This is a genomic window from Brevundimonas sp. GW821-FHT09G01 (genome assembly GCF_059416065.1).
In genome coordinates this window covers 564,147-584,682 of sequence record NZ_JBWKOL010000001.1, presented here as the reverse complement: position 1 = coordinate 584,682, position 20,536 = coordinate 564,147, and the positions used below count along the sequence as shown (strand labels likewise).

Here is a 20,536-nt window from a genome sequence, read left to right as displayed (position 1 = left end):
GCAATCCTCCCTCCCCTCCGCAGCCCGCCGCTCCGGGTTAGCGCCGGTCCGGGCGACGGACAAGGCGAAGGGGCGGCGGTTTCACGAAGCGCGAATGCGTCGGCGGCGGTTTCACGACACGGCGGGCCGTCTTCACGAAACCGCTGTTGTCCCGTGGCGAGGCCTGGACCCAAAGGCCGGACCCGGAGCCGAGACGCCCGGCGCGATGGTCGGGGCGGGCTCCTGGAGATCGCCATGCCTTCCGTACACCGCCTTGCCGCCGCCGCCCTGGTCGCGGCGTTCAGCCTGTCCCCCGCCCTCGCCCACGCCTCTGACGAAGATCGGCTGGTGCTCGGCGCCGGCGCCCTGGCCTACCGCTCCCCATTCGAGGGGGAAGGCGTCTCGGTCTTCCCGATCCCGATCCTCGTGGCCCGGCGCGGCGCCCTCTATGTCGATGGGCTGGAGGCGGGCGCGACCTGGAGGCCTGGGTCTGACGGCGATCACGGGTTCTCGGTCGACGCCTTCGTCGCCGCGCGCGCCCTACCGGGCGAGAATCGCGAGCAGGTCACCGCCGACGTCGGCGTCCGCGCCTCGTTCGCCGGCGCCGCCGGAACCGTCTCCATCGACTACCGCCGGGACATCACCGGCGAGTTCGAGGGCGGCGAGGCGACGGCGCGCTACGAGGTCACCGTTCCTGTCGGCGGGGTGACGCTGACGCCGGGGGTTCAGCTCGCCTGGCAGGACCGGGCCACCGCCAACCACATGTACGGCGTCAGCGCCGAGCAGCGCCGCGAGATGATCGAGGACGGCGTCACGACGCCGCTTCCGGTGTTCGAGGTTCGGGAGGGCGGCCTGAACGTCGGCGCCGACCTGACGATGCTGTGGCCGGTGACGGACCGCATCGTCGTCATCGCCCAGGTCAGCGGCGCCTATCTGGGCGAGTCCGCGCGCGAGAACCCCGGCCTGCGTGACGACTTCGAGGTCCAGACGCTGATCGGCTTCGGCTACAGCTTCTGATGACCGGGATCGTTCGAGGTGCGTTGAAGTGGAGCGTCCGCGCTCTGGCGGGCGGCCTGCTTCTGCTGACGGCGAGCGCCTCCGTGGTCTACTTCCTTGGCCCGGACGCGTATGACGGCTTCTTCGGCGAGCGGGATCCGGAACGGCGCCGGCTGACGGCGACCCTGCTGCACGCCGGCGCGGCGGCGGTCGCCCTGCTGGCCGGCGCGCTGCAGTTCAGCCTGGTCGGCCGCATCCGCCCCCTGTTCCACCGGCTGCTGGGCGGCGTCTATGTCGTCGCCGTGGTCCTGTCCGCGACCGGCGCCGCCCTGATCCTGCCCTTCGCCCGGGGCGGACCCGTCGGCATCGCCGGGTTCCTGCTGCTGACCCTGTTCTGGCTGTCGTGCACGACGATGGGGGGGCTGGCCGCGATCAGCGGGAACAGGGCCGAGCACCGGACCTGGATGATGCGCAGCTTCGCCCTGACCCTGGCGGGCGTCAGCCTGCGCCTTCAATTGCTGGTCCTGACCGGCCTGGCCGACATCCCGTTCGACGTCGCCTATGTCGTCACGGCCTGGAGTTCGTGGGCGCCCAATCTGGTGGTCTGCGAAATCCTGATCCTGGCGGCGGCGATGCGCGTTAGCGCCGGAACACCGCCACCAGCTCCACATGCGCCGACCACAGGAACTGGTCCACCGGGGTGACCGTCTCCAGCCGGAACCCGGCGTCGATCAGGACGCGGGCGTCGCGGGCGAAGGTGACCGGATTGCATGAGACGTAGACGACGGTCGCCGCCTTGGTCTGGGCGATCTGCTTGGTCTGCTCCAGCGCCCCGGCGCGCGGCGGATCCAGCACGATGGCGTCGCAGCCGCGCAGATCATAGGGGGCCATGGGGCGGCGGAACAGGTCGCGGGCCTGCGCCTCGATCGGCTTGATGCCCTTGGCGGTCTTGAAACCGGCCTTGAGCGCGGCGATGCCGGGCGCGGAGCCGTCGGCGGCCAGCACCGGGGCGACCTTGGCCAGGGGGAAGGTGAAGGTCCCGGCCCCGCAGAAAAGGTCGGCGATCTTCTTGGCGCCCTTTACGGCGGCGACGGCGCGCTCGACCATGGCGACCTCGGCGGGCGGTGCGGCCTGCAGGAAGCCGCCCGCCGGCACGGGCACGGTGGCCGGGCCGAACTGGACATGGGGCTGGCGCGCCATGACCAGGGTTTCGCCCGCGAGGCTGAGACGGGCCAGGTCGGCGGCGTTCGACGCCGCGATGGCTCGCATCTGGGCGTCGCGTGACAGTCCGCCCGAACGGCGCTCGACCCCCGTCACGTCTACGTCCAGCCCGTCCAACGTCAGGGTGACGTGCAGGGTCGGCGCGGACTTGGGATGTTCCAGGAAGGCGTCGGCGACCCGCGCCAGCGCCGGCAGGGCCGCGACCAGGCGGGGATCGGCCACCGGGCAGGCGGCGATCTCGACCAGCCGCCAGCTCTTGCGCGCCTTGAAACCGAGTATGGCCTGTCCGTCCGGCCCGCGCCGGGCGTGCAGGGCCAGTCTGCGGCGCGTGCCGGGGGCGATGGCCACCGTCGGCTCAACCGCGATCTCGATCCGCTCGCGGGCCAGGGCCAGCCGGACCTGCTCGCGTTTCCAGTCCAGATAGGGTTCCGCCGCCCAGTGCTGCAGCGAACAGCCGCCGCAGTCGCCGTACTGCGGCGAGACCGGGGCGATCCGGTCGGGGCTCGGGGCGACGATCTCGACCTCTTCCAGCCGCCCCTCGCGGACCACGCCGCGCACGGTCTCGCCCGGGAGGGTCAGAGGGGCGAAAACGGGCCCGGCCGCCGTCTCGGCGATCCCGTCCCCCTGCCCGCCCACGCGCGCGATAGTCAGTGTTTCCGTCATCGGACGCTTCTAGAGGGAACGCCCCCCGAGCGAAACATGAACGAAGATGAACGCCGCGATCAAAGGCCGTTCAGCTTCGAAGCTTCATAACCGATGCAACAGACAGGGGGCCGATCCGTTCGGCATTCAGGTTTGAACCGTCATTCAGGATGAAGCCGATGTTCGCATCTTTCACCAGCAAGGCCGCCAGCGCCGCCGTTATCGCCGCGACCGCCGGTCTGCTGCTGGCCCCCGCCACGGCGTCGGCCCAGGCCTACAGCTATCAGGGCGCCGACCGTTACGGCTCGTACGGCGGCTACGGCCAGCAGTACGACCGTTACAACGACAGCTATTACGGGCAGCCGGACCGCTATTCGTCGCGCTACGACAGCGCCGAATACTGCCGCAGCGACCGCAACCAGCGCCGCGGCGCGGGCGCCACCATCGGCGCGGGCGTCGGCGCGGTGGCCGGTTCGCAACTGGCCGCGCGGGGCCGCCGCACCGAGGGCAGCATCCTGGGCGGCGTGCTTGGGGCGGTCGTCGGCGGCGCGATCGGCAACGACTCCGCGCGTGACTGCGACCGATACCAGGACAGCCGCGGATACTCGTACGGCGACGACGGCTACGGCCGTTACGACAGCCGGTACGACAATCGCTATCAGGACCGGTACGACGACCGCCGCTATGATGACCGGTACGACGACCGCTACCGCTATGACGACCGGTCGGACTACCGCAGCGACCGTTACGGCTGCCGCACCGTGTCGACCCAGAGCCGCGACTGGAATGGTCGCCTGGTGACCCGGTACGAAGAGGTCTGTAACGGCTACTGACGAGATCGCGTCGCCGGTTACTTATCAGCCCCCCTGTCGATCGGCGATGTGACGGAGGCCCCCGGTGGAGAAATCCACCGGGGGCTTTTCCATTTCTGGAGGGCCGCGGACCGTCGGCCCTGCGGGACCTCCCGACCCGACGCGGCCTGGCTTCGCGCAGACTGGCGCTCAAGCAGCGAGCGATAGCGCTCGAAACGCTTCGCTAGATGCGTTTCGCCCAAAGAAGATATTCCACGTTGCCGTCGCCGCCGGTGATGGGGCTTTCGGCGGTGGCTTGAACCGTCCAGCCGCGGGTTTCCACCCAACCGGAGACGCGTTCCAGAGCGGCCTGACGGGCCTCCGCGTCCTTGACGACGCCGCCCCGGCCGATGTCGGCGCGGCTGTCCATTTCGAACTGGGGCTTCACCAGGGTGACCAGGTCGGCGCCCGGCGCGGCCAGAGCCAGGGCGACGGGCAGAACCTTGGCCAGGCCGATGAAGCTGGCGTCGCAGACGATCAGGCCGGGCGCATGGGGGATCAGATCCGGCGTCAGGTCGCGCGCGTCGGTCTTCTCCAGATCGATCACGCGCGGGTCGGCGGCGAGGCGTGGGTGCAACTGCCCCTGCCCCACATCGACGGCGTAGACCCGCGTCGCGCCGCGTTCGAGGCAGACCTCGGTGAAGCCGCCGGTCGAGGCGCCCACGTCCAGCACCGTCCGTCCTTCGACGGTCACCGGCCACAGGGTCAGGGCGTGATCCAGCTTCAGCGCGGCCCGGCCGACGAAACGGTGGGCCTCCATAAAGGTGAGCTCGGCGTCGTCCGACACCCTCTGCGAGGCGGCCCGGGCGGGCCGACCGTCGATCGTGACGCCGCCGGCTTCGATGGCCGCCTTCGCCCGCGCCCGGCTTTCGGCCAGACCGCGGGCGACGAGGAGCTGGTCGAGCCTGACCTTGCTCACCCCACCCCGTCCAGACGCGCCAGGGCGGCGGCCTGCTTGGCCCGACCCGCCTCGGCCTCGGCCAGCTTCTCGCGCTGTTCCTCGACGACTTCCGGCGCGGCGCGGGCGATGAAGTTGGGGTTGCCCAGCTTCTTGTTCACATGCCCGATGTCGCTCTCGAAGGCGGCGATCTCCTTGGTCAGGCGCGCGCGCTCGGCGTCCAGGTCCACCAGCCCCTTGAGGGGCATGAAGGCGGAGGCGCCGCCGACCAGCAGAGTGATGGAGCCCGGCGGCTGTTCGCCGACCTGCTCGATGGCCTCCAGGCGGGCCAGCGACTGGATCAGTTCGCCGTGCTTGTCGAACAGCGCCTTGATGTCGGCGGTCGGGTTGTAAAGCGCCAGCGTCAGCCTGGCCCCCGGCGGCACGCCGATCTCGGCGCGGCTGGAGCGGATCTCCGAGACCGTGCGAATCAGCCAGCTGATGTCGGCGCTGGCCTCCATGTCGAGATAGCTGTCGGGCAACGCCGGCCAGGCGGCGCCGATCAGGGTCGGTTCGCTGCGGGGCACGCCTTCCTCAGCCAGCTTGTCCCACAGTTCTTCGGTGATGAAGGGCGTGACCGGGTGCATGAGCTTGAGGGTCTGGTCCAGGGTCCAGGCCGTCATGGCGCGGGTCTCGGCCTTGGCCGCGTCGTCGGAGCCCTGGAAGACCGGCTTGGCCAGCTCCAGATACCAGTCGCAGAAGACGTTCCAGACGAAGCGGTACAAAGCCGAGGCGGCGTCGTCGAAACGGCCCGCCTCGATGGCGCTGGAGATTTGGCGCTCGGCCTTGGTCAGCTCGTCCCGGACCCAGAGGTTTATGGTCTGCTCGACGTTCGCCGGGTCGAAGCCCGCGACGCGACGCGCCTCGTTCATCTGGGCGAAGCGGGCGGCGTTCCACAATTTGGTGCCAAAGTTCCGATAGCCCTCAATGCGTTGCTTCGACAACTTGATGTCGCGTGTGCCCGACAGAATGGCCATGGTGAAGCGCAGCGGGTCGGCGCCCAGCTCGTCGATGATGCCGAGAGGGTCGATGACGTTCCCCTTCGACTTGCTCATCTTCTGGCCCTTCTCGTCGCGGACCAGGCCATTGATGATGACCCGCTTGAACGGAACTTCATCCATGAAGTGAAGCCCCATCATCATCATCCGGGCGACCCAGAAGAAAATGATGTCCGCGGCGGTGACGAGGTCGCTGGTCGGATAGAAGCGCTCGAGGTCCTCGGTCTTCTCGGGCCAGCCCATGGTCGAGAAGGGCCACAGGGCCGAGGAGAACCAGGTGTCCAGAACGTCCTCGTCCTGGGTCAGAGGCTTGCCGCCGGCCTGGGCGATGGCGTCCTCCTCGGTCTCGGCGACGTAGATATTGCCGTCGGCGTCGTACCAGGCCGGGATGCGGTGGCCCCACCAGAGCTGGCGCGAGATGCACCACGGCTCGATGTTGCGCAGCCATTCGAAGTAGATTTTCTCGTAGCTCTTTGGCTCGAACACCGTCGCACCGGTCTCGACGGCCTTGATGGCCGGCTGGGCCAGGGTGTGGGCGTCGACGTACCACTGGTCCGTCAGCCACGGTTCGATGACGACGCCCGACCGGTCGCCGTGCGGGACCATGTGCCTGGTCTTCTCGATCTCTTTCAGCCAGCCCTCTTCCTCGGCTCGGGCGACGATGGCCTTGCGCGCGGCGAAGCGGTCCATGCCATCGTATTCGGCGGGGACGTCCGGTGTGTCGGCGGCGGTGACGCGGGCGTAGGCGTCCAGGATGTTCAGCGACGGCAGGCCCGCCCGCTTGCCGACCTGGAAGTCGTTGAAGTCGTGCGCCGGGGTGATCTTCACCGCGCCCGAGCCCTTGGTCGGGTCGGCGTACTCATCAGCGACGATGGGAATGCGGCGGCCGACGATGGGCAGGGTCACGACCTTGCCGACCAGACCGGCGTAGCGCTCGTCCTTTGGGTGCACGGCGACGCCGGTGTCGCCCAGCATGGTCTCCGGCCGGGTCGTGGCGACGACGATGTAGTCGCGGGTCTCGTACTCCGTCGCCTTGCCGTCCTCGTCGAAGGCGATCGGATGCTCGTAGGTGACACCGTCCGCCAGCGGATAGGCGAAATGCCAGTAGGCGCCGTCGACCTCCTTCTGCTCGACCTCGAGGTCGGAGATGGCGGTCTGGAAATGCGGATCCCAGTTCACCAGCCGCTTGTCGCGATAGATCAGGCCGTCCTTGTGCAGCTGGACGAAGACCTTGCGGACGGCGGCGTTCAGGCCCTCATCCAGGGTGAAGCGCTCGCGCGACCAGTCGCAGCTGGCGCCTAGACGGCGCAGCTGGCCGACGATGGTCCCGCCCGACTCGGCCTTCCATTCCCAGACCTTGTCGACGAAGGCCTCGCGGCCCATCTCGCGGCGCCCGACGTTGCCGGCTGCGGCCAGCTGGCGCTCGACCACCATCTGGGTGGCGATGCCCGCGTGGTCGGTGCCGGGCAGCCACAGGACGGCCTTGCCCTGCATCCGGTGATAGCGGGCCAGGATGTCCTGCAGGGTGTTGTTCAGCGCGTGGCCGATGTGCAGCGACCCCGTCACGTTCGGCGGCGGAATGACGATCGAATAGGCGTCGGCCGCGCCGTCGGTGGCGGTGGCGGCGCGGGGCGCGAACAGGCCGCTGTCCTCCCACATCGCATACAGGCGGGGTTCGGCGGATTTCGGGTCGAAGGTCTTGTCGAGCATGGGGGAGGTCATTCTTTTGCCCTACCGCGACACGCGCGGCGTGTCGCTATTCAAGGGCGGAGCGGAAACGGAAAAGGGCGGCTCCGCCGGGAGCCGCCCTGTCGTGATCTAGTGAAGATCGGTGCGCAGGTGAAGCTAGCCGGCCGAGCGGGCGATGCGTTCGACTTCCTTGCGTACCTGTTCCTCCACGATGCCCGGCAGGTTGGCGTCGAGCCAGTCCTTGAGCAGCGGGCGCAGCATCTCGGCGACCATGGCCTCGACGGTCGAGCCGCTGGCGAAGGTCAGGTCCGGGCCCGAGGCGGCCGGAGCGGCGGCCGGCTTCTGGAAGCTGGCGGCCAGACCGGCGAAGGCCGAGGCGGCGCTGGCGGCGGCGCTGTCGCCGACGAGGGAGTCGTAGTTGTTGGTCGGCACGGAAGGTTGCTCCGGCGTGTGAACTTCGGCGGGCGGGGCGAAGACCGACTCGCTGACCGGCTCGGCCGGGAAGGGTTCGGGCTCGGCGGGCGACAGGTCCAGGTCGCCGATGCTCTCGGCGGCCGGGGCTTCGTAGGTGTCGGTCAGCTCCAGCACGTCTTCTTCCGACGCCTCGGGCTCCTGCACCGACGGGGTCTCATCCATCAGGGCGGGCGACGGCGCGGGTTCCGGTTCGGGCTCGGGAGCCAGTTCAGGCTCCGGCGCGGCGGCGACCGGCGCGGTTTCAGCCGGCGCGTCGTCCTCGGAGATGATCCGGCGGATCGACGCCAGGATTTCCTCCATCGTCGGTTCCTGGGCGGTCTGGTCGGTCATGGCGAAATCCCGGACGCCCACTCAGGCGGGCGGACTGATCGAAATGGCTGGGCCTGCGGAGCGGTTTCCCCCTCCGCAGGGCTGTCGTCGCATCTACGCCCGTCGGAATCAACGGGCGTTTTTCCCCTGAGGCGCGAGCCCCGGAGCGAAATCGGCCGAGCTGGACGCCGTACGGCTGAGCTCAGATTTCGCTCCAGTCGATGCGGGACCATTTTTTGGCTTCGGGTCGGGACGACCTGAAACAAAAATGGTCTGAGGATCAGTTGCGCGGCGCGGTCCGAACGACCTCGGACTTCAGCTGGGTGTCGATCGGCGCGTCCTCGGCGTCCGTGGCCGGAACGATCGCCGGGGCGGCCAGGCGGTCGAAGCTTTCGATCGCCGCATCCCACGGCAGGGCGCCGCGGTTGCGCACGCGCTGATAGTTGGCGGCCGGGTCGTAGACCGTGATGGTCGGATCCAGGTCCTGGCCCTCCAGGCGGCCCATGGCGGCCAGCAGATTGGCCTGGGCCACGTATTCGTTGCGGCGCGAGCTGGCCAGAGTCACCTCGGCGTTACGCAGCTCCAGCTCCTGGTTCAGCACGTCCAGGGTGGTGCGCAGGCCGACCTGGGCCTCCTGGCGCACGCCCTCGGCGGCCACCGTGGCGGCGCGGACGGCTTCCTGACCGGCCTGCAGGGTGGCGCGGGCCGAGATCGACTGGGCGTAGGCCGAGCTGACCGATTGCAGGGTGCTGCGGCCCTCGCCCTCGACGGCGATCTGGGCGGCGTTGGCGCGTTCCAGCGCCTGGGCGACGCGCGACGAGTTCAGGCCGCCGGTGAACAGCGGCACCGACAGGGTCGCGCCGGCGGTCAGACGGGTGTTGTCGGCGATGTCGCCGAAGCGGTCGAAGTCGTTGTTCGACCCGCCATAGCTGGCGGTGGCGCGCAGCGACGGCAGGTACTCGGCCTTGGCGGCGGCGACGTTGGCTTCGGCGGCGCGCAGCGAATAGGTGGCCGCGCGGATGCCCGGATTGTCGACCAGGGCCACGTCCAGGGCGTTGTCGAAGTCGGTCGGCACGCCCGGCAGGACCGGCATGGGGGCCAGATCGCCCGGCGACTGGCCGACGACGGCGGCGTAGGCGGCGCGCGACACCGACAGCTGGGCGCGGGCGTTGGCCAGATCGGCCTCCGACTGGGCCAGGCGGGCTTCGGACTGGGCGACGTCGGTGCGGGTGATCTCACCGACCTCGAAGCGGGCGCTGGCTTCTTCCAGCTGGCGCTGGAGGACGTTCAGGTTGGCTTCGCGGATGGCGAGGATCTCGGTGTCGCGGATCACGTCGGCGTAGGACTGGATGACCAGCGCCAGGACATTCTGTTCGATGTCGCGCAGGTTTTCGCGGCCGGCCAGGATGTTGGCTTCGGCGGCGGTGATGCCGTGGCCGATGCGGCCGGCGCTCCACAGGGTCTGGCCGACGCCGATGCTGGCCGAGGCGCTGTCGCTGTCCGGATTGACGAGGGGGCCGTCGCCGTAGTCGCGCGTGTAGTTGGCGCCGATGGTCACATCCAGGGTCGGGCGCAGGCCGGCCCGGGCCTGGACGATCGATTCGTCGAGCGCCCGCTGATTGGCCCGCTGGGCCAGCAGTTGCGGATTGGTGCGATAGGCCAGCGCAATCGCTTCCTGCAGGGTCTCGGCCCAGGCGGGAGCGCCCATGCCGGTGATCACAGCGATGACGGCGACCGAGGCGAGCGCACGCGAACGTTTCAGCATGATGGTTCCTGCCTGGCGCGGGGGATGCGCGCCCTTCGTATCCCAAGGCCTGATGCGGGACGGTTTAGTCCCGCGCCAGTTAAGTTTTTTTCACGCGCAAAGCCCAGCCCCTCCGTCGGAGGGGAAGGATCAGAGCGCGAAAGTGGGTTCGGGCGTCAATTCCGCAAGCACCGGCGGCGCCGCATCGAACAATTCCCGGCGCGATATGCCCTGTTCCCCACGCATGTAGAGCACGGCCTTGCCGCCCGGCCCCGTGCGCTCGACCACGGCCAGACGCCCGCCGACGGACAGGGCTTTCAGCCAGGCCTCGGGGCGACCGGGCACGGCGGTCTCGGACACGATCACGTCGTAACCCTCGCCCGCCGGGGCCGACAGGGGCGCGACGACGGCGGCGACGCCCTCGTCAGCCAGGGCCGAGCCGACCACGTCGAATACGGCGGCGTCCGATTCCTGGGCCGTGGCGTTCAGGCCCATCCGAGCCAGCACGGCGGCGGCGTAGGGGCCCGCGATGCTGAGGGCGCGCTCGCCCTCCTTCCCGCCCAGGGCCATCAGCAGCTTGGACAGGTCCCGCGCCAGCATCAGGCGGCGGCCGCCCGCGATTTCCGGCTCGATCTCCGCATAGGCGGAGAAGGCGCGGTCGGCGGGCACGAAGCGCTCGCGCGGGACCGCCAGAAGCGCCGCCTGCAGGGCGCGGTCGGTGACATCGTTCACCCGGACCTGGCTGTCGACCATGACCTTGCGTGCGGCGGCGAAATCCATCTTGGGGGAATCCTGCTGAAATCTGGCGCGCTTATAGGTCTGTGCGTTGCGGCGGACAATCCGATCTGATAGCGAACCCGCCTCGCGATGGATGGCTTGGTCACCAAGGCTCTACGGCCTGATGGCGGAGTGGTTACGCAGCGGACTGCAAATCCGTGTACGCCGGTTCGATTCCGGCTCAGGCCTCCATCGCGAGTTTTTCAGCCTTCCGACGCCATCGCCCGCCACGTTCGCGCGGCCAGGTCGCCGAGGCCGTAGCTCACCAGATCCCTGTCCGGACACCACCACGAACCGTGTCCGCGATCCGTATAGCGGAACCGGCCGGGCCGTCCGGGTTCGGAAATCAGGTGGGTGGTCTCGTGCACCAGGGTGTTCACCAGCGCCGCCCGCCGCTCCGGATCGCCGCTGAGCCAGCCTTCGAATCGTTCCGGACGGATCCGCATGCGCTGGGCCCCCACGCTGGTGGACGCCACGGCTCCCGGATTTTCATAGACCAGCTGAAAGCGCGCGCCCGCGTCCGCCATCGCGTCCCTGACCGAGGCTCCGCTCACCCAGCGCCGGTTCGGCAACGGAAGGATCGAGCAACCCGGCAGCCAGTCCCGCGCGGCCGCTCCGGCGGCGAAGGCCTGCGATCGGCGGACGGCGCAGGCGGCGTCCAGCGCGGCCCTGGCGGCCCCGGCCGCATAGGACGGGAAGTTGACCAGTTCGACGGTCGAGCACGGCGTGACGTGGATCTCCGGCGGAGCCAGCGACGCCTTCCGGCTCGCGTCATGATCCACGCCGTCAGCCAATGAGCCGCAGCCCGAAAGCAGCATGAGCCCCGCGAGGCCCGCGATTGCGGTTGAACGCATCTCACCCCTCCATCTTGACGAGTGCGATGCGTAGCATGGGGCGCCGCGGGGGAATACCTGCGTTACGCGAGCCCTAGACGGGCGCAGTCATCCAGCCGATAGCCGTGGCCGCGCCCACCGCCGCCGCCGCGATGGCGACCACGATGCCGACCCGCGCGTTGCGATGCACGAAGACGAAGATTCCGCCCAACATTGTTCCACTCCCCCGGACCCGGCCACAGCGACACAGCTCGGACGGTTCATCAAGGTGTACAAAGCGTTAATCGCGATTTGGTGATCATTTTACGTGTGTCGCGCGAAATGATGCAGGGCTATGCCCCCCGCGACGGCGACATTCAGGGAATCGAAGCCGCCCGACATGCGAATCCCCACCGGTTCGCAGCGCGCGATCACCGTCTCGTCCAGTCCAGGCCCCTCCGGCCCCAGAACGATCGCGACCCGTCCCCCGACAGGGGCGGCGTCCAGCGTCGTCGTCGCGGCGGGGGTCATGGCCAGCACGCGGAAGCCGGCGGCTTTCAGCGCCTCGACCGCCGTGACGGGATCGAGCCCCGTGGCCATGGGCGTGCGCAGGACCGCCCCGACCGAGACCCGGATGGCCTTGCGGTAGAAGGGATCGCAGCAGCGGGCGTCCAGCAGCACCGCATCGGCGCCGAAGGCCGCTGCGTTGCGGAAGATCCCGCCCATGTTGTCGTGGTTGCCGATCCCGGAGGCCAGCACGACCAGCGCGTCCGGCCCCATGGCCTCCAGCAGACTGTCCAGCGCGGCGGTGGGCGGCTTCTCGCCCAGGGCCAGGATGCCCCGGTGCAGGGGGAAGCCCGCGATGGCGTCCAGCACCCCCTGCCCGGCCGAATAGACCGGCACGCCGTCCGCCAGGCCGGCCAGGGCGTCGGCCAGTCCCTCGACCCGGGTCTCGGCCAGCAGCACCGCGTGGGGGCGGCACAGGGCATGGGCCGAGGTCAGGACGCGCAGCACCACCTCCCCCTCCGCAACGAACAGGCCCTGACGCCCGGTCAGGTCCCGTTCCCGGATGTCGCGGAAGCCCGCGATGCGGGGGTCTTCAGGGTTATCGATGCGGATGATTTCCAAGTTCCGACTTTTCCCGTTGCGTTGATGAGATTCCCGCTGCTATAGCGCCCGCCTTCCCGAGCGATACCTCTTCCGCGGTAGCTCAGTGGTAGAGCAGCCGACTGTTAATCGGCTGGTCGTAGGTTCGAATCCTACCCGCGGAGCCATCGCCCTACGTTTGCCCCCGCCCGGGGCGTGAACGGGACCCCCTCGCCCTCAGCGTCATCCGCCGTTTCTTCGACGCAGCGCAAGGCAAACAGCCGCCCACGGCGTCCACGATCCGAGAGCCGCCGAGCGGCGCCGTCCCGGATCCCGTCCATGATTTCGTCCAGCCTGGCAGCCCGCCCGCAAATCCTGCGGCCGAGGCAGGCGCCCGCCGTCATCGAACTGCGTCCCCGCGTCCGCACCGCGATCCTGCTGCCTTCCGGCAGCCGATTCTCCGCTGGGGCGCCGAACTCCATGGAAACCGTGGTCCGGACCCTGGCCGGGCCGCTGAGCGACCAGGACGTGCGAATCTTCTGCTGCGCCGGCGCGCATGACCATGAGTCTCCCGGGGTCGAGACGCTGCCGTCGTCCGGGCCCAGCCGTCTGCGCGTCCTGCTGGACCGGCTTCGCGCCTTCAAGCCGGACGTCATCGAGCACCATCAGCAGGTCAAGCAGGCCACCCAGGTGTCGCGGGCCATGCCCGAGGCGGCCCACCTGCTCTATCGCCACAACGCCCTGAAGACCGGGCGGCACTGGATCGACACCTGGCGTTATAACGCCCGCTACGGGCGGATGGACGGACTGGTCTTCGTCAGCGCGGCGGAACGCGATCTCTTCGCCCGCGACTATCCCGATCTGGCGCAGAAGGCCTGGGCGGTTCCCAATCCGATCGACACGACCCCGTGGCTGGCCCCCCCGGAGCATCGCGAGCCCGTCATCGCCTTCGCGGCGCGGGCGATGGCCGAGAAGGGCCTGGCCGAGGTCTGCGCCGCCCTGCCCGTCGTGCTGGACCGGCAACCGGCGTGGCGCGCCGTGCTGATGCTCAACGACTGGGACGAACACGGGCGCTGGGCCCGGCCGCATGTGGCGCCCCTGGAGCGATACGGCGCGCGGGTGACCGTGCTTCGGTCCGCGCCCCTGCCCGAGGTGCGCAAGCAGATGAAGTCCGCGGCCATCGCCCTGACGCCCTCGCTCTGGGCCGAGCCGTTCGGCCTGACCGCCGTCGAGGCGCATGCGGCGGGGGCGGCGCTCATCTCCTCGGGCCGCGGCGGCCTGCGAGAGGCCAGCGGCCCCTACGCCGTCTACCTGGATCACATCACGCCGCAGACCCTCGCTGACGCGATCAACCGGCTGATCGAGCATCCGCAGGAGCGAATCGCGATGGCGCAGGCGGCCCAGCGGTATGTGATGGAGGCGCACAGTCCCGAGGGACGCGCCGCCGAACTGCTGCGCGTCCGGCAGGCCGTCAGGCTTCAGCGGCGCGCCCGGGCGGCGTAAGAAAAAAGCCCGACGCGAGCGCCGGGCTGAGAAGTTCGGTGATGGTGGGTGTCCTCGAAGAAGAGAAGACAGTCCCTCCGTGGGACTGAATTGGTTAACCGCAAGTAAATCATGCCGCCGGGATGGCGTCCGGCAGCCAGGTCCACTGGCGCGCGCCGCGCGGGCCGGTCCAGCCGACCCGCCATCCGGCGCCGGCCCGTTCGACCTTCAGGTCCGGGGTGTCGGCGCCGGGGCCGGGCCAGACGAAGGTCTGGCCGCCGACCGTGACCACGCTGTCCGGGGCGACGGTGTCCAGCAGCACGCTCCAGAGCCCGGCCTGGCCGGATTCGACCTCCAGGGCGTTCCTGCCGGCGGAAACGTCCACGGCCTGGCCCGCCGTTCCCGTGCGGCCCGAGGCCAGCAGGGACTGGGCGTCGCTGTCGATCGCGCCCAGCGCGGGGGCGGGATCCAGCCGTCGGGTCGGGCCGCCCGACCGCAGGATGGCGATGGGCCCGCGCCCGCCGGCGATGATCAGCAGCCGGTCGGGCGACGCCGCCGCATCCTGGCCGACCTGGGTTTCCGGCCGCAGCAGCAGCAGGTCCGAAGGCGCGGCCATGCGAATCTCGAATCGCCCGTCGGGATCGGCGGCCGCCGCATAGGCCGCGCCCTCGTCGTTGCGCAGCACCACCCGCGCGCCCGGTTCGGCCTGGCCGGAGAAGATCAGGCTGGCCTGGGCCCGGCGCACGGCCAGGATCTGGGGCGGCTGGGTCCAGCCCGTGGCGTTTCCGGCGGCGTCGCGCTCCGGCTGCTGGGGGGCGGGCATGCAGCCCGCGAGGGCGGCGAAGGCCGCGGCGGCGGCGGCGACACCGATGGCCCGTTTCATCCCGTCTCTCCGGCGGTTAAGTAGGCCCATCGGATAGCGCGGCGAGGCCGCCGCTGTCTCCCTATCATCGAGGCTCCATGACCATCACCATCCAGCCGTTCGACGGCAAGTCCGTCTGCCTGTTCTGCGGCTCGTCCGACCTGTCCGATCCGGCCTACACCGTCGCGGCGCGCCAGTTCGGCGCGCAGACGGCGCAGGCGGGCTGGCGGCTGGTCTACGGCGGCGGCGGCGTAGGCCTGATGGGCGCCTCGGCCCGGGCCGCGCACGAGGCCGGCGGTCGGGTGCTGGGCGTCATGCCGGGCTTCCTGCGCAGCCGCGAGCGCCTGTTCGACGAGGTCGAGACCCTGGTCGTCACCTCGATGCACGAACGCAAGACCATCATGTACGACCAGTCGGACGCCTTCGTGGTCGCTCCGGGCGGCGTCGGCACGCTGGAAGAGGTTATCGAGGTGCTGTCGTGGAAGCGGCTGGACCTGCACCATAAGCCGGTGATCTTCCTGAATCTGAACGGTTTCTGGGACACCCTGCTGGCGGCGATCGAGCACGGCATCACCGAGAAGATGACGCCCGAAACCTTCCGCCAGGGCTATAGCGTGGTCAACACGGTCGAGGAGGCTGTCGCCCTGATGCAGGCGGCGGACGATATGCCTCACTTGCAACATGATCGGCGTTAAGTAATCGTCGATCAGTTCGCGCGTCGCTGCGTTTCGTTTGGCAACGCGCCCTTGACAGTTTTTAATAACAACGCACACTGAAGCGGCGGGCTCGACTGCGAGACCCGGCCCCATTCGGAGATCTCCCCATGCGCGCCTTCATCGTCGCCGCGGCCCTGTTCGCCGCCGCCCCCGCCTTCGCCCAAGCCCCCGCCACCAGCGCCGTCCTGGCCGACGCCGCCCGCGCCCCGGCCGGCCGCACCATCATCGACGGCGCCAACTGGCGTTGTGAAGGCGCGACCTGCACCGCCAGCGGCGGCGCCAACCAGCCGGCCGCCCGCGCCTGCCGCCGCGTCGCCGCCCGCTTCGGCGCCGTCTCGGCTTTCACCTACAAGGGCGTGACCCTGTCGAACGAAGAAATCGCCGCCTGCAACGCCTGATCGGCGCGCACGGCTGAAAAGAAGAAGGCCGCCCTCGCAGGGCGGCCTTTTTGCTGTCCGGCGTCAGGGAAGACGGTTCAGGCCGTCTCGCCCTGGAGCCGCTTCACGATGCGCTCGCGGCCGATCATGGGGGCGATGGCCGCCATGTCCGGGCCGTGCGGCTGGCCGGTCAGGATCAGGCGCAGCGGCATGAACAGGGTCTTGCCCTTGGCGCCCGTCGCCTCCTTCACCGCATTGGTCCAGGTCGGCCACAGAGTGTCGTCGACCGTCTCCGGCAGCACCGCCAGGGCGGCGGCGGCGAAGGCCGGGTCCTCGATCACCGGCGTGACCGGACCACGCACGATGGCCGCCATTTCAACGACATCGGCGAATTTCTGAAGGTTCGGTCGCACTGCGTTCCAGAAGCCCTCGCCCAGATCGGCGTCCAGTCCGGCCAGGCGCGGCTGCGCCACGGCGTAGTCCATGGCGTGCAGGGCCTGGGCGTTGAGGCGGTCCAGATCGGCGGTGTCGTAGCGCGCCGGCGAACGCCCCATCTTGGAGAAGGCGAAGCTGTCGCCCAGCGCCTGCACCGAGGTTCCGACCTCCAGCGGGTCCGAGGTGCCGATGCGGCCCAGGTGGCTGGTGATGGCGATCGGCTCGTAGCCCAGGTCGCGCATCTCCGAGATCGAGAGCGAGCCCAGGCGCTTGGACAGGGCCGCGCCGTCGGCGCCGACCAGCAGCGGCATGTGGGCGAACGCGGGGACCGGGCCGCCCAGCGCCTCGAAGATCTCGATCTGGGCGCCGGTGTTGGTGACGTGGTCTTCACCGCGGATGACGTGGGTGATGGCCATGTCGATGTCGTCGACGACCGAGGGCAGGGTGTAGAGGAACAGGCCGTCCTCGCGGATCAGCACCGGGTCCGACATCGACGCGGTGTCGACCTCGGCATGGCCGCGCGCCAGGTCTTCCCAGGCGACGCGCTTGCCTTCCAGCTTGAATCGCCAGTGCGGACGGCGGCCCTCGGCCTCATAGGCGGCCTTTTCGGCGTCGGTCAGGTCCAGAGCGGCGCGGTCGTAGATCGGCGGCAGGCCGCGCGACAGCTGCACCTTGCGGCGGCGATCCAGCTCTTCGGAGGTTTCGTAGCAGGCGTAGAGGCGGCCCGAGGCCTTCAGGCGGTCGGCGGCCTCCTCGTAGCGGTCGAACCGCTTGGACTGGTTGTGGCGCTCATCCCAGAGCATGCCCAGCCAGGTCAGGTCGTCCTCAATGCCCTGTTCGAACTCCGGCGTGGAGCGGGCCAGGTCGGTGTCGTCGATGCGCAGCACGAAGCTGCCGCCCTGCCCTTTGGCGAACATCCAGTTCACCAGGGCGGTGCGCACGTTCCCGACGTGCAGCTTACCCGTCGGAGACGGGGCGAAACGGACCTTGACGGACATTGAGACGACCTTGAAACGCGAGGCGCGGTAGGTCGCGCCCGCAGCCCCTCAAGTCAAGGCCGACGGCCCGTCGGGCCGCCGGAATCAGTCGTCGCGGTGAACCCGTTCGCGGCGCTCGTGCCGTTCCTGGGCTTCCACCGACAGCGTCGCCGTCGGGCGGGCCTCAAGACGGCCCAGGCTGATGGGCTCGCCGGTTTCCTCGCAGTAGCCGTACGATCCGTCCTCGATCCGGCGCAGGGCCTCGTCGATCTTGGAGATCAGCTTGCGCTGACGATCCCGCGTACGCAGTTCCAGCGCACGATCAGATTCGGAAGACGCCCGGTCGACGAGATCCGGATGGTTCTCCGTCTCGGCCTTCAGATTGGTCACGGTACCCTTCGACTCGCGAAGGATATCGTCCTTCCAGTCCATGAGCTTGCCCTTGAAATAGGCCAGCTGCCGTTCGTTCATGAACGGCTCATCGTCAGACGGCCTGTAGGCGGCCGGCTCGATCACAGACGCCAATGCGTTCATCGCACTCACGCTCTAAGCAGCGCCCCCCTGTGGCGCACCGCTGCGTATAGGGATGACGAAGAGTCGCGGCAACAGGCTTGCGGGAGCGCGCGACCTGTGAAGGTTCAACGATCACTGTGACCGTGACATTTCTTCCTCACCTGACACGCGTGGCGGGTGATTTTGGGGACGATTATGCCGTTTTACGCTGCGTTGCGGCGAAGATCGGCCTTGGCCAGTTCAACCGCGGCGCGCAGATCGATCTGATCCAGCAGGCTGGTCAGAGCCGGGTCGGCGTCTTCCGGGCGGTCTTCGCGCAGGGTGCGGCTCAGGCGCTCCAGCGCGCCCTCCCCGGCTTCGCCCGACAGCAGGGCCAGCTTCAGCTCGTCCAGCCGGTCCAGAAGCCCGCTTCCCCGCCGAACGGCCCGGCGGCGGCGCTCGGTGGCGTCCTCGACCCCCTGCAGGGCCATGAGGGCGTTCATGCCGGCGACGCCCGAGACCGAAGCCGCGGTCGCCGGCGCGCTGGCCGGGGCGGCGGACGAACCGCCGGACACGGAAAAGCCGCCCGCAGCCCTGGCGGGACGCGAACCCTGGGAGGCCGAGGGGCCGGTGGCGCCGGTGACCTTCATGCGGTGCGACTCCAGAACATGCCGGACCATCAGGCGGCGCAGGTCACCGTTTGGTTAACGGCCCGGCAGAAACTGCCGCCGGCGCCGGGCTACAGACCCACGCTGTCTTTGATTTCACTGACGTTTTCATCTGGCACGCCGCTGGCATCACGAGGCGCACAACTGTTCGCGGACCTCCGACCGATGCAGAAACTGCTCGCCTCCCTCCTGACCGCCGCCGCTTTGGCCGGATTCGCCGCGCCGGCGACGGCCCAGTCGCGGATCAAGGACATCGCCGCCATCGAGGGCGTTCGGTCCAACCAGCTGGTCGGCTACGGACTGGTGGTCGGCCTGGCCGGCACCGGCGACTCGCTGCGCAACTGCCCCTTCACCCGGCAGTCGCTGGAAGGAATGAGCGAGCGGCTGGGCAACAACATCCGCGGCTCGACGGCGAACACCAAGAACATGGCCGCGGTCATGGTCACCGCCGACCTGCCCGCCTTCTCCACCCCGGGGGCGCGCATCGATGTGAACGTCTCCTCCATGTGCGACGCCAAGAGCCTGCTGGGCGGAGCGCTGATCGTCACCGGCCTGCAGGGCGCGGACGGTCAGGTCTATGCGGTGGCCCAGGGCTCGATCCAGACCGGCTCGGTCTCGGCCTCGGGCGCTTCGGGCTCGTCGGTCACGCGCGGCGTGCCGACCGCCGGACGCATCGCCTCGGGCGCCACGGTCGAGCGCGAGACCGGCTTCGAACTGGCCAATATGAACGAGGTGCGGCTGACGCTGCGCAATCCCGACTTCACCACGGCCCAGCGGGTCGCCGCCGCGATCAACCAGTCCTATCCGAACACGGCCCTGGCCGAGAACGGCTCCGTGGTCGCTCTGCGCGCCCCGACCGGCTTCGGCATGGCCGGCTTCATCAGCCGGGTCGAGAACCTGCCGGTCCAGGTCGACGCCCCGGCCAAGGTCATCATCGACGAGGTCAACGGCGTCATCGTCATGGGCGAGGCCGTGCGGGTCTCCACCGTGGCCATCGCCCAGGGCAATCTGACCGTCTCCGTGCAGGAGAACCCGCAAGTCAGCCAGCCCGAGCCCTTCAGCCGCGGCGGCCAGACCGTGGTCGTGCCCCAGTCGGACGTCTCCGTCGAGGAAGAGCGCGGCGTGCAGATGCGCATGCTGGGCGGCGGAACCTCGCTCTCCAGCCTGGTCAACGGCCTGAACGCCCTGGGGGTCAGCCCGCGCGACATGATCAGCATCCTGCAGGCCATCAAGGCCGCCGGGGCGCTGCAAGCAGACATCGAGGTGATGTGAGCATGACCGATCTGACCGTCTCCTCCGCCCTGCCCACGACCGCCGCGGCCGCGCCGCAGGTCACCGCCCGGATGCGCGAGACCGCCAAACAGTTCGAGGCGTCCTTCCTGTCGCAGATGCTCAAGCCGATGTTCGAGGGCCTGAAGACCGACGGGATCGGCGGTGGCGGCGAGGCCGAGGGCCAGTGGCGCAGCTTCATGATCGACGCCATGGCCCAACAGACCGTCAAGGCGGGCGGGATTGGCCTGGCCGATCAGGTCGTCGCGCAGATGCTGAAGATGCAGGAACAGGGACAATGACCGAATCTCAAGTCGTGAACGCCACCGCCCGGGTTCGGCAGATGACCGACCTGACCGAGCGGCTAACCGCCTGCCTCATCGAGGAATCGAAGGCCTTCGAGGCGCGCCGGCCGCAGGACGCCGCCGCCACGGTCGCCGCGACCCAGGAACTGGCCAACGCCTACCGCCGCGAGTCGGCCCAGCTGAAGGCCAATCCGACCGCCATCGCCGCCGCGCCCGCCCCGCTCCGTGACGCCCTGATCAAGGCGACCCGGCTGTTCGAGGCCGTGCTGTCGCGCCACGCCCACGCCGTCGAGGCCGCCCGTGTCATCTCCGAAGGCCTGGTCAAGACGATCGCCGCCGAGGTCGCCAGCCAGCGCGGCTCCCCTTCCGCCTATAGCGCGTCGGGTCACGCGAACGCGGGCGACGGCCGCGCCGTGGCGCTGAACCGGACGGCCTGAA

General features: G+C 69.5%; 21 protein-coding genes and 2 tRNA genes. 11 read left to right on the top strand and 12 right to left on the bottom strand.

The window, feature by feature from the left end:
* Positions 1-234: 234 nt before the first annotated feature.
* Both AC07NB_RS02885 and AC07NB_RS02880 read left to right on the top strand, forming a co-directional pair.
* Positions 235-996, top strand: coding sequence for a MipA/OmpV family protein (locus tag AC07NB_RS02885; protein ID WP_494570856.1), 762 nt, complete (start codon positions 235-237; stop codon positions 994-996).
* Positions 996-1,679 carry a DUF2306 domain-containing protein gene (locus AC07NB_RS02880; RefSeq protein WP_494570855.1) on the top strand — a complete coding sequence of 228 codons (684 nt, stop codon included), beginning with the start codon at positions 996-998 and terminating at the stop codon, positions 1,677-1,679. Before AC07NB_RS02885 ends, AC07NB_RS02880 begins: the two co-directional genes overlap by 1 nt.
* Here AC07NB_RS02880 and AC07NB_RS02875 read toward each other — a convergent pair.
* A complete protein-coding gene (locus AC07NB_RS02875) occupies positions 1,615-2,859 on the bottom strand; it encodes a class I SAM-dependent RNA methyltransferase (RefSeq protein ID WP_494570854.1) in 1,245 nt (414 codons plus the stop codon). The genes AC07NB_RS02880 and AC07NB_RS02875 overlap by 65 nt on opposite strands.
* Positions 2,860-3,017: 158 nt before the next feature.
* On the opposite strand from AC07NB_RS02875, the gene AC07NB_RS02870 reads away from it, so the two are divergent.
* The gene (locus AC07NB_RS02870; protein WP_492313162.1) at positions 3,018-3,671 is read left to right on the top strand and encodes a glycine zipper 2TM domain-containing protein; all 654 of its coding nucleotides are present in this window, start codon (positions 3,018-3,020) and stop codon (positions 3,669-3,671) included.
* Between the two features lie 202 nt (positions 3,672-3,873).
* Here AC07NB_RS02870 and AC07NB_RS02865 read toward each other — a convergent pair whose 3' ends face one another.
* The 5 genes from AC07NB_RS02865 to AC07NB_RS02845 all read right to left on the bottom strand — a co-directional run bounded on the left by AC07NB_RS02865 (position 3,874) and on the right by AC07NB_RS02845 (position 10,620).
* On the bottom strand, positions 3,874-4,608 hold the full coding sequence (locus AC07NB_RS02865; protein WP_494570853.1) for a TlyA family RNA methyltransferase: 735 nt from the start codon (positions 4,606-4,608) through the stop codon (positions 3,874-3,876).
* Entirely contained in the window at positions 4,605-7,334 is a 2,730-nt protein-coding gene (locus AC07NB_RS02860) for a valine--tRNA ligase (RefSeq protein WP_494570994.1), read from the bottom strand. Before AC07NB_RS02860 ends, AC07NB_RS02865 begins: the two co-directional genes overlap by 4 nt.
* Before the next feature lie 135 nt (positions 7,335-7,469).
* Positions 7,470-8,117: a DUF2497 domain-containing protein gene (locus tag AC07NB_RS02855; RefSeq protein WP_494570852.1), complete on the bottom strand. Its 648-nt coding sequence runs from the start codon at positions 8,115-8,117 to the stop codon at positions 7,470-7,472.
* Between the two features lie 259 nt (positions 8,118-8,376).
* Entirely contained in the window at positions 8,377-9,861 is a 1,485-nt protein-coding gene (locus tag AC07NB_RS02850; protein ID WP_492313164.1) for a TolC family outer membrane protein, read from the bottom strand.
* Positions 9,862-9,990: 129 nt separating this feature from the next.
* Positions 9,991-10,620: a protein-L-isoaspartate O-methyltransferase family protein gene (locus AC07NB_RS02845; protein WP_494570851.1), complete on the bottom strand. Its 630-nt coding sequence runs from the start codon at positions 10,618-10,620 to the stop codon at positions 9,991-9,993.
* 115 nt (positions 10,621-10,735) lie between these two features.
* On the opposite strand from AC07NB_RS02845, the gene AC07NB_RS02840 reads away from it, so the two are divergent.
* A tRNA-Cys gene (locus AC07NB_RS02840) sits at positions 10,736-10,809 on the top strand.
* 11 nt (positions 10,810-10,820) lie between these two features.
* On the opposite strand, the gene AC07NB_RS02835 is transcribed toward AC07NB_RS02840, so the two are convergent.
* Both AC07NB_RS02835 and AC07NB_RS02830 read right to left on the bottom strand, forming a co-directional pair.
* Positions 10,821-11,471, bottom strand: coding sequence for a hypothetical protein (locus AC07NB_RS02835; protein ID WP_494570850.1), 651 nt, complete (start codon positions 11,469-11,471; stop codon positions 10,821-10,823).
* Between the two features lie 282 nt (positions 11,472-11,753).
* Positions 11,754-12,557 (bottom strand): TrmH family RNA methyltransferase, encoded by an 804-nt coding sequence (locus AC07NB_RS02830; protein WP_494570849.1) that lies wholly within the window; start codon positions 12,555-12,557, stop codon positions 11,754-11,756.
* A 71-nt stretch (positions 12,558-12,628) separates the two neighbouring features.
* Between AC07NB_RS02830 and AC07NB_RS02825 the strand changes: the two genes are divergently transcribed.
* Together AC07NB_RS02825 and AC07NB_RS02820 are read left to right on the top strand one after the other, a co-directional pair.
* Positions 12,629-12,703, top strand: a tRNA-Asn gene (locus AC07NB_RS02825).
* Between the two features lie 151 nt (positions 12,704-12,854).
* Positions 12,855-14,018 (top strand): glycosyltransferase family 4 protein, encoded by a 1,164-nt coding sequence (locus AC07NB_RS02820; protein WP_494570848.1) that lies wholly within the window; start codon positions 12,855-12,857, stop codon positions 14,016-14,018.
* Positions 14,019-14,127: 109 nt separating this feature from the next.
* Here the strand turns inward: AC07NB_RS02820 and AC07NB_RS02815 are convergent, their stop codons facing one another.
* The gene (locus AC07NB_RS02815) at positions 14,128-14,880 is read right to left on the bottom strand and encodes a hypothetical protein (protein ID WP_494570847.1); all 753 of its coding nucleotides are present in this window, start codon (positions 14,878-14,880) and stop codon (positions 14,128-14,130) included.
* 77 nt (positions 14,881-14,957) lie between these two features.
* Here AC07NB_RS02815 and AC07NB_RS02810 point away from each other — a divergent pair, with 77 nt between their 5' ends.
* Positions 14,958-15,554: an LOG family protein gene (locus AC07NB_RS02810; protein ID WP_494570846.1), complete on the top strand. Its 597-nt coding sequence runs from the start codon at positions 14,958-14,960 to the stop codon at positions 15,552-15,554.
* 128 nt (positions 15,555-15,682) lie between these two features.
* On the top strand, positions 15,683-15,973 hold the full coding sequence (locus AC07NB_RS02805; RefSeq protein ID WP_492313170.1) for a DUF8200 family protein: 291 nt from the start codon (positions 15,683-15,685) through the stop codon (positions 15,971-15,973).
* A gap of 77 nt (positions 15,974-16,050) precedes the next feature.
* Here the strand turns inward: AC07NB_RS02805 and gltX are convergent, their stop codons facing one another.
* From gltX to AC07NB_RS02790, 3 genes are all read right to left on the bottom strand, one after another.
* On the bottom strand, positions 16,051-17,385 hold the full coding sequence (gltX, locus tag AC07NB_RS02800) for a glutamate--tRNA ligase (RefSeq protein WP_492313171.1): 1,335 nt from the start codon (positions 17,383-17,385) through the stop codon (positions 16,051-16,053).
* Between the two features lie 84 nt (positions 17,386-17,469).
* On the bottom strand, positions 17,470-17,898 hold the full coding sequence (dksA, locus tag AC07NB_RS02795; RefSeq protein ID WP_291841099.1) for an RNA polymerase-binding protein DksA: 429 nt from the start codon (positions 17,896-17,898) through the stop codon (positions 17,470-17,472).
* Positions 17,899-18,080: 182 nt separating this feature from the next.
* Positions 18,081-18,506 carry a flagellar assembly protein FliX gene (locus AC07NB_RS02790; RefSeq protein ID WP_291841101.1) on the bottom strand — a complete coding sequence of 142 codons (426 nt, stop codon included), beginning with the start codon at positions 18,504-18,506 and terminating at the stop codon, positions 18,081-18,083.
* Between the two features lie 183 nt (positions 18,507-18,689).
* On the opposite strand from AC07NB_RS02790, the gene AC07NB_RS02785 reads away from it, so the two are divergent.
* Genes AC07NB_RS02785 through AC07NB_RS02775 form a run of 3 tightly spaced genes read left to right on the top strand, consistent with a single transcriptional unit; the run spans position 18,690 to position 20,535 of the window.
* Entirely contained in the window at positions 18,690-19,796 is a 1,107-nt protein-coding gene (locus AC07NB_RS02785; protein WP_492313172.1) for a flagellar basal body P-ring protein FlgI, read from the top strand.
* Between the two features lie 2 nt (positions 19,797-19,798).
* Positions 19,799-20,095, top strand: coding sequence for a rod-binding protein (locus AC07NB_RS02780; protein WP_291838925.1), 297 nt, complete (start codon positions 19,799-19,801; stop codon positions 20,093-20,095).
* Entirely contained in the window at positions 20,092-20,535 is a 444-nt protein-coding gene (locus tag AC07NB_RS02775) for a flagellar basal-body protein FlbY (RefSeq protein ID WP_291838922.1), read from the top strand. The genes AC07NB_RS02780 and AC07NB_RS02775 overlap by 4 nt, the downstream gene beginning before the upstream one ends.
* Position 20,536 lies beyond the last annotated feature (1 nt).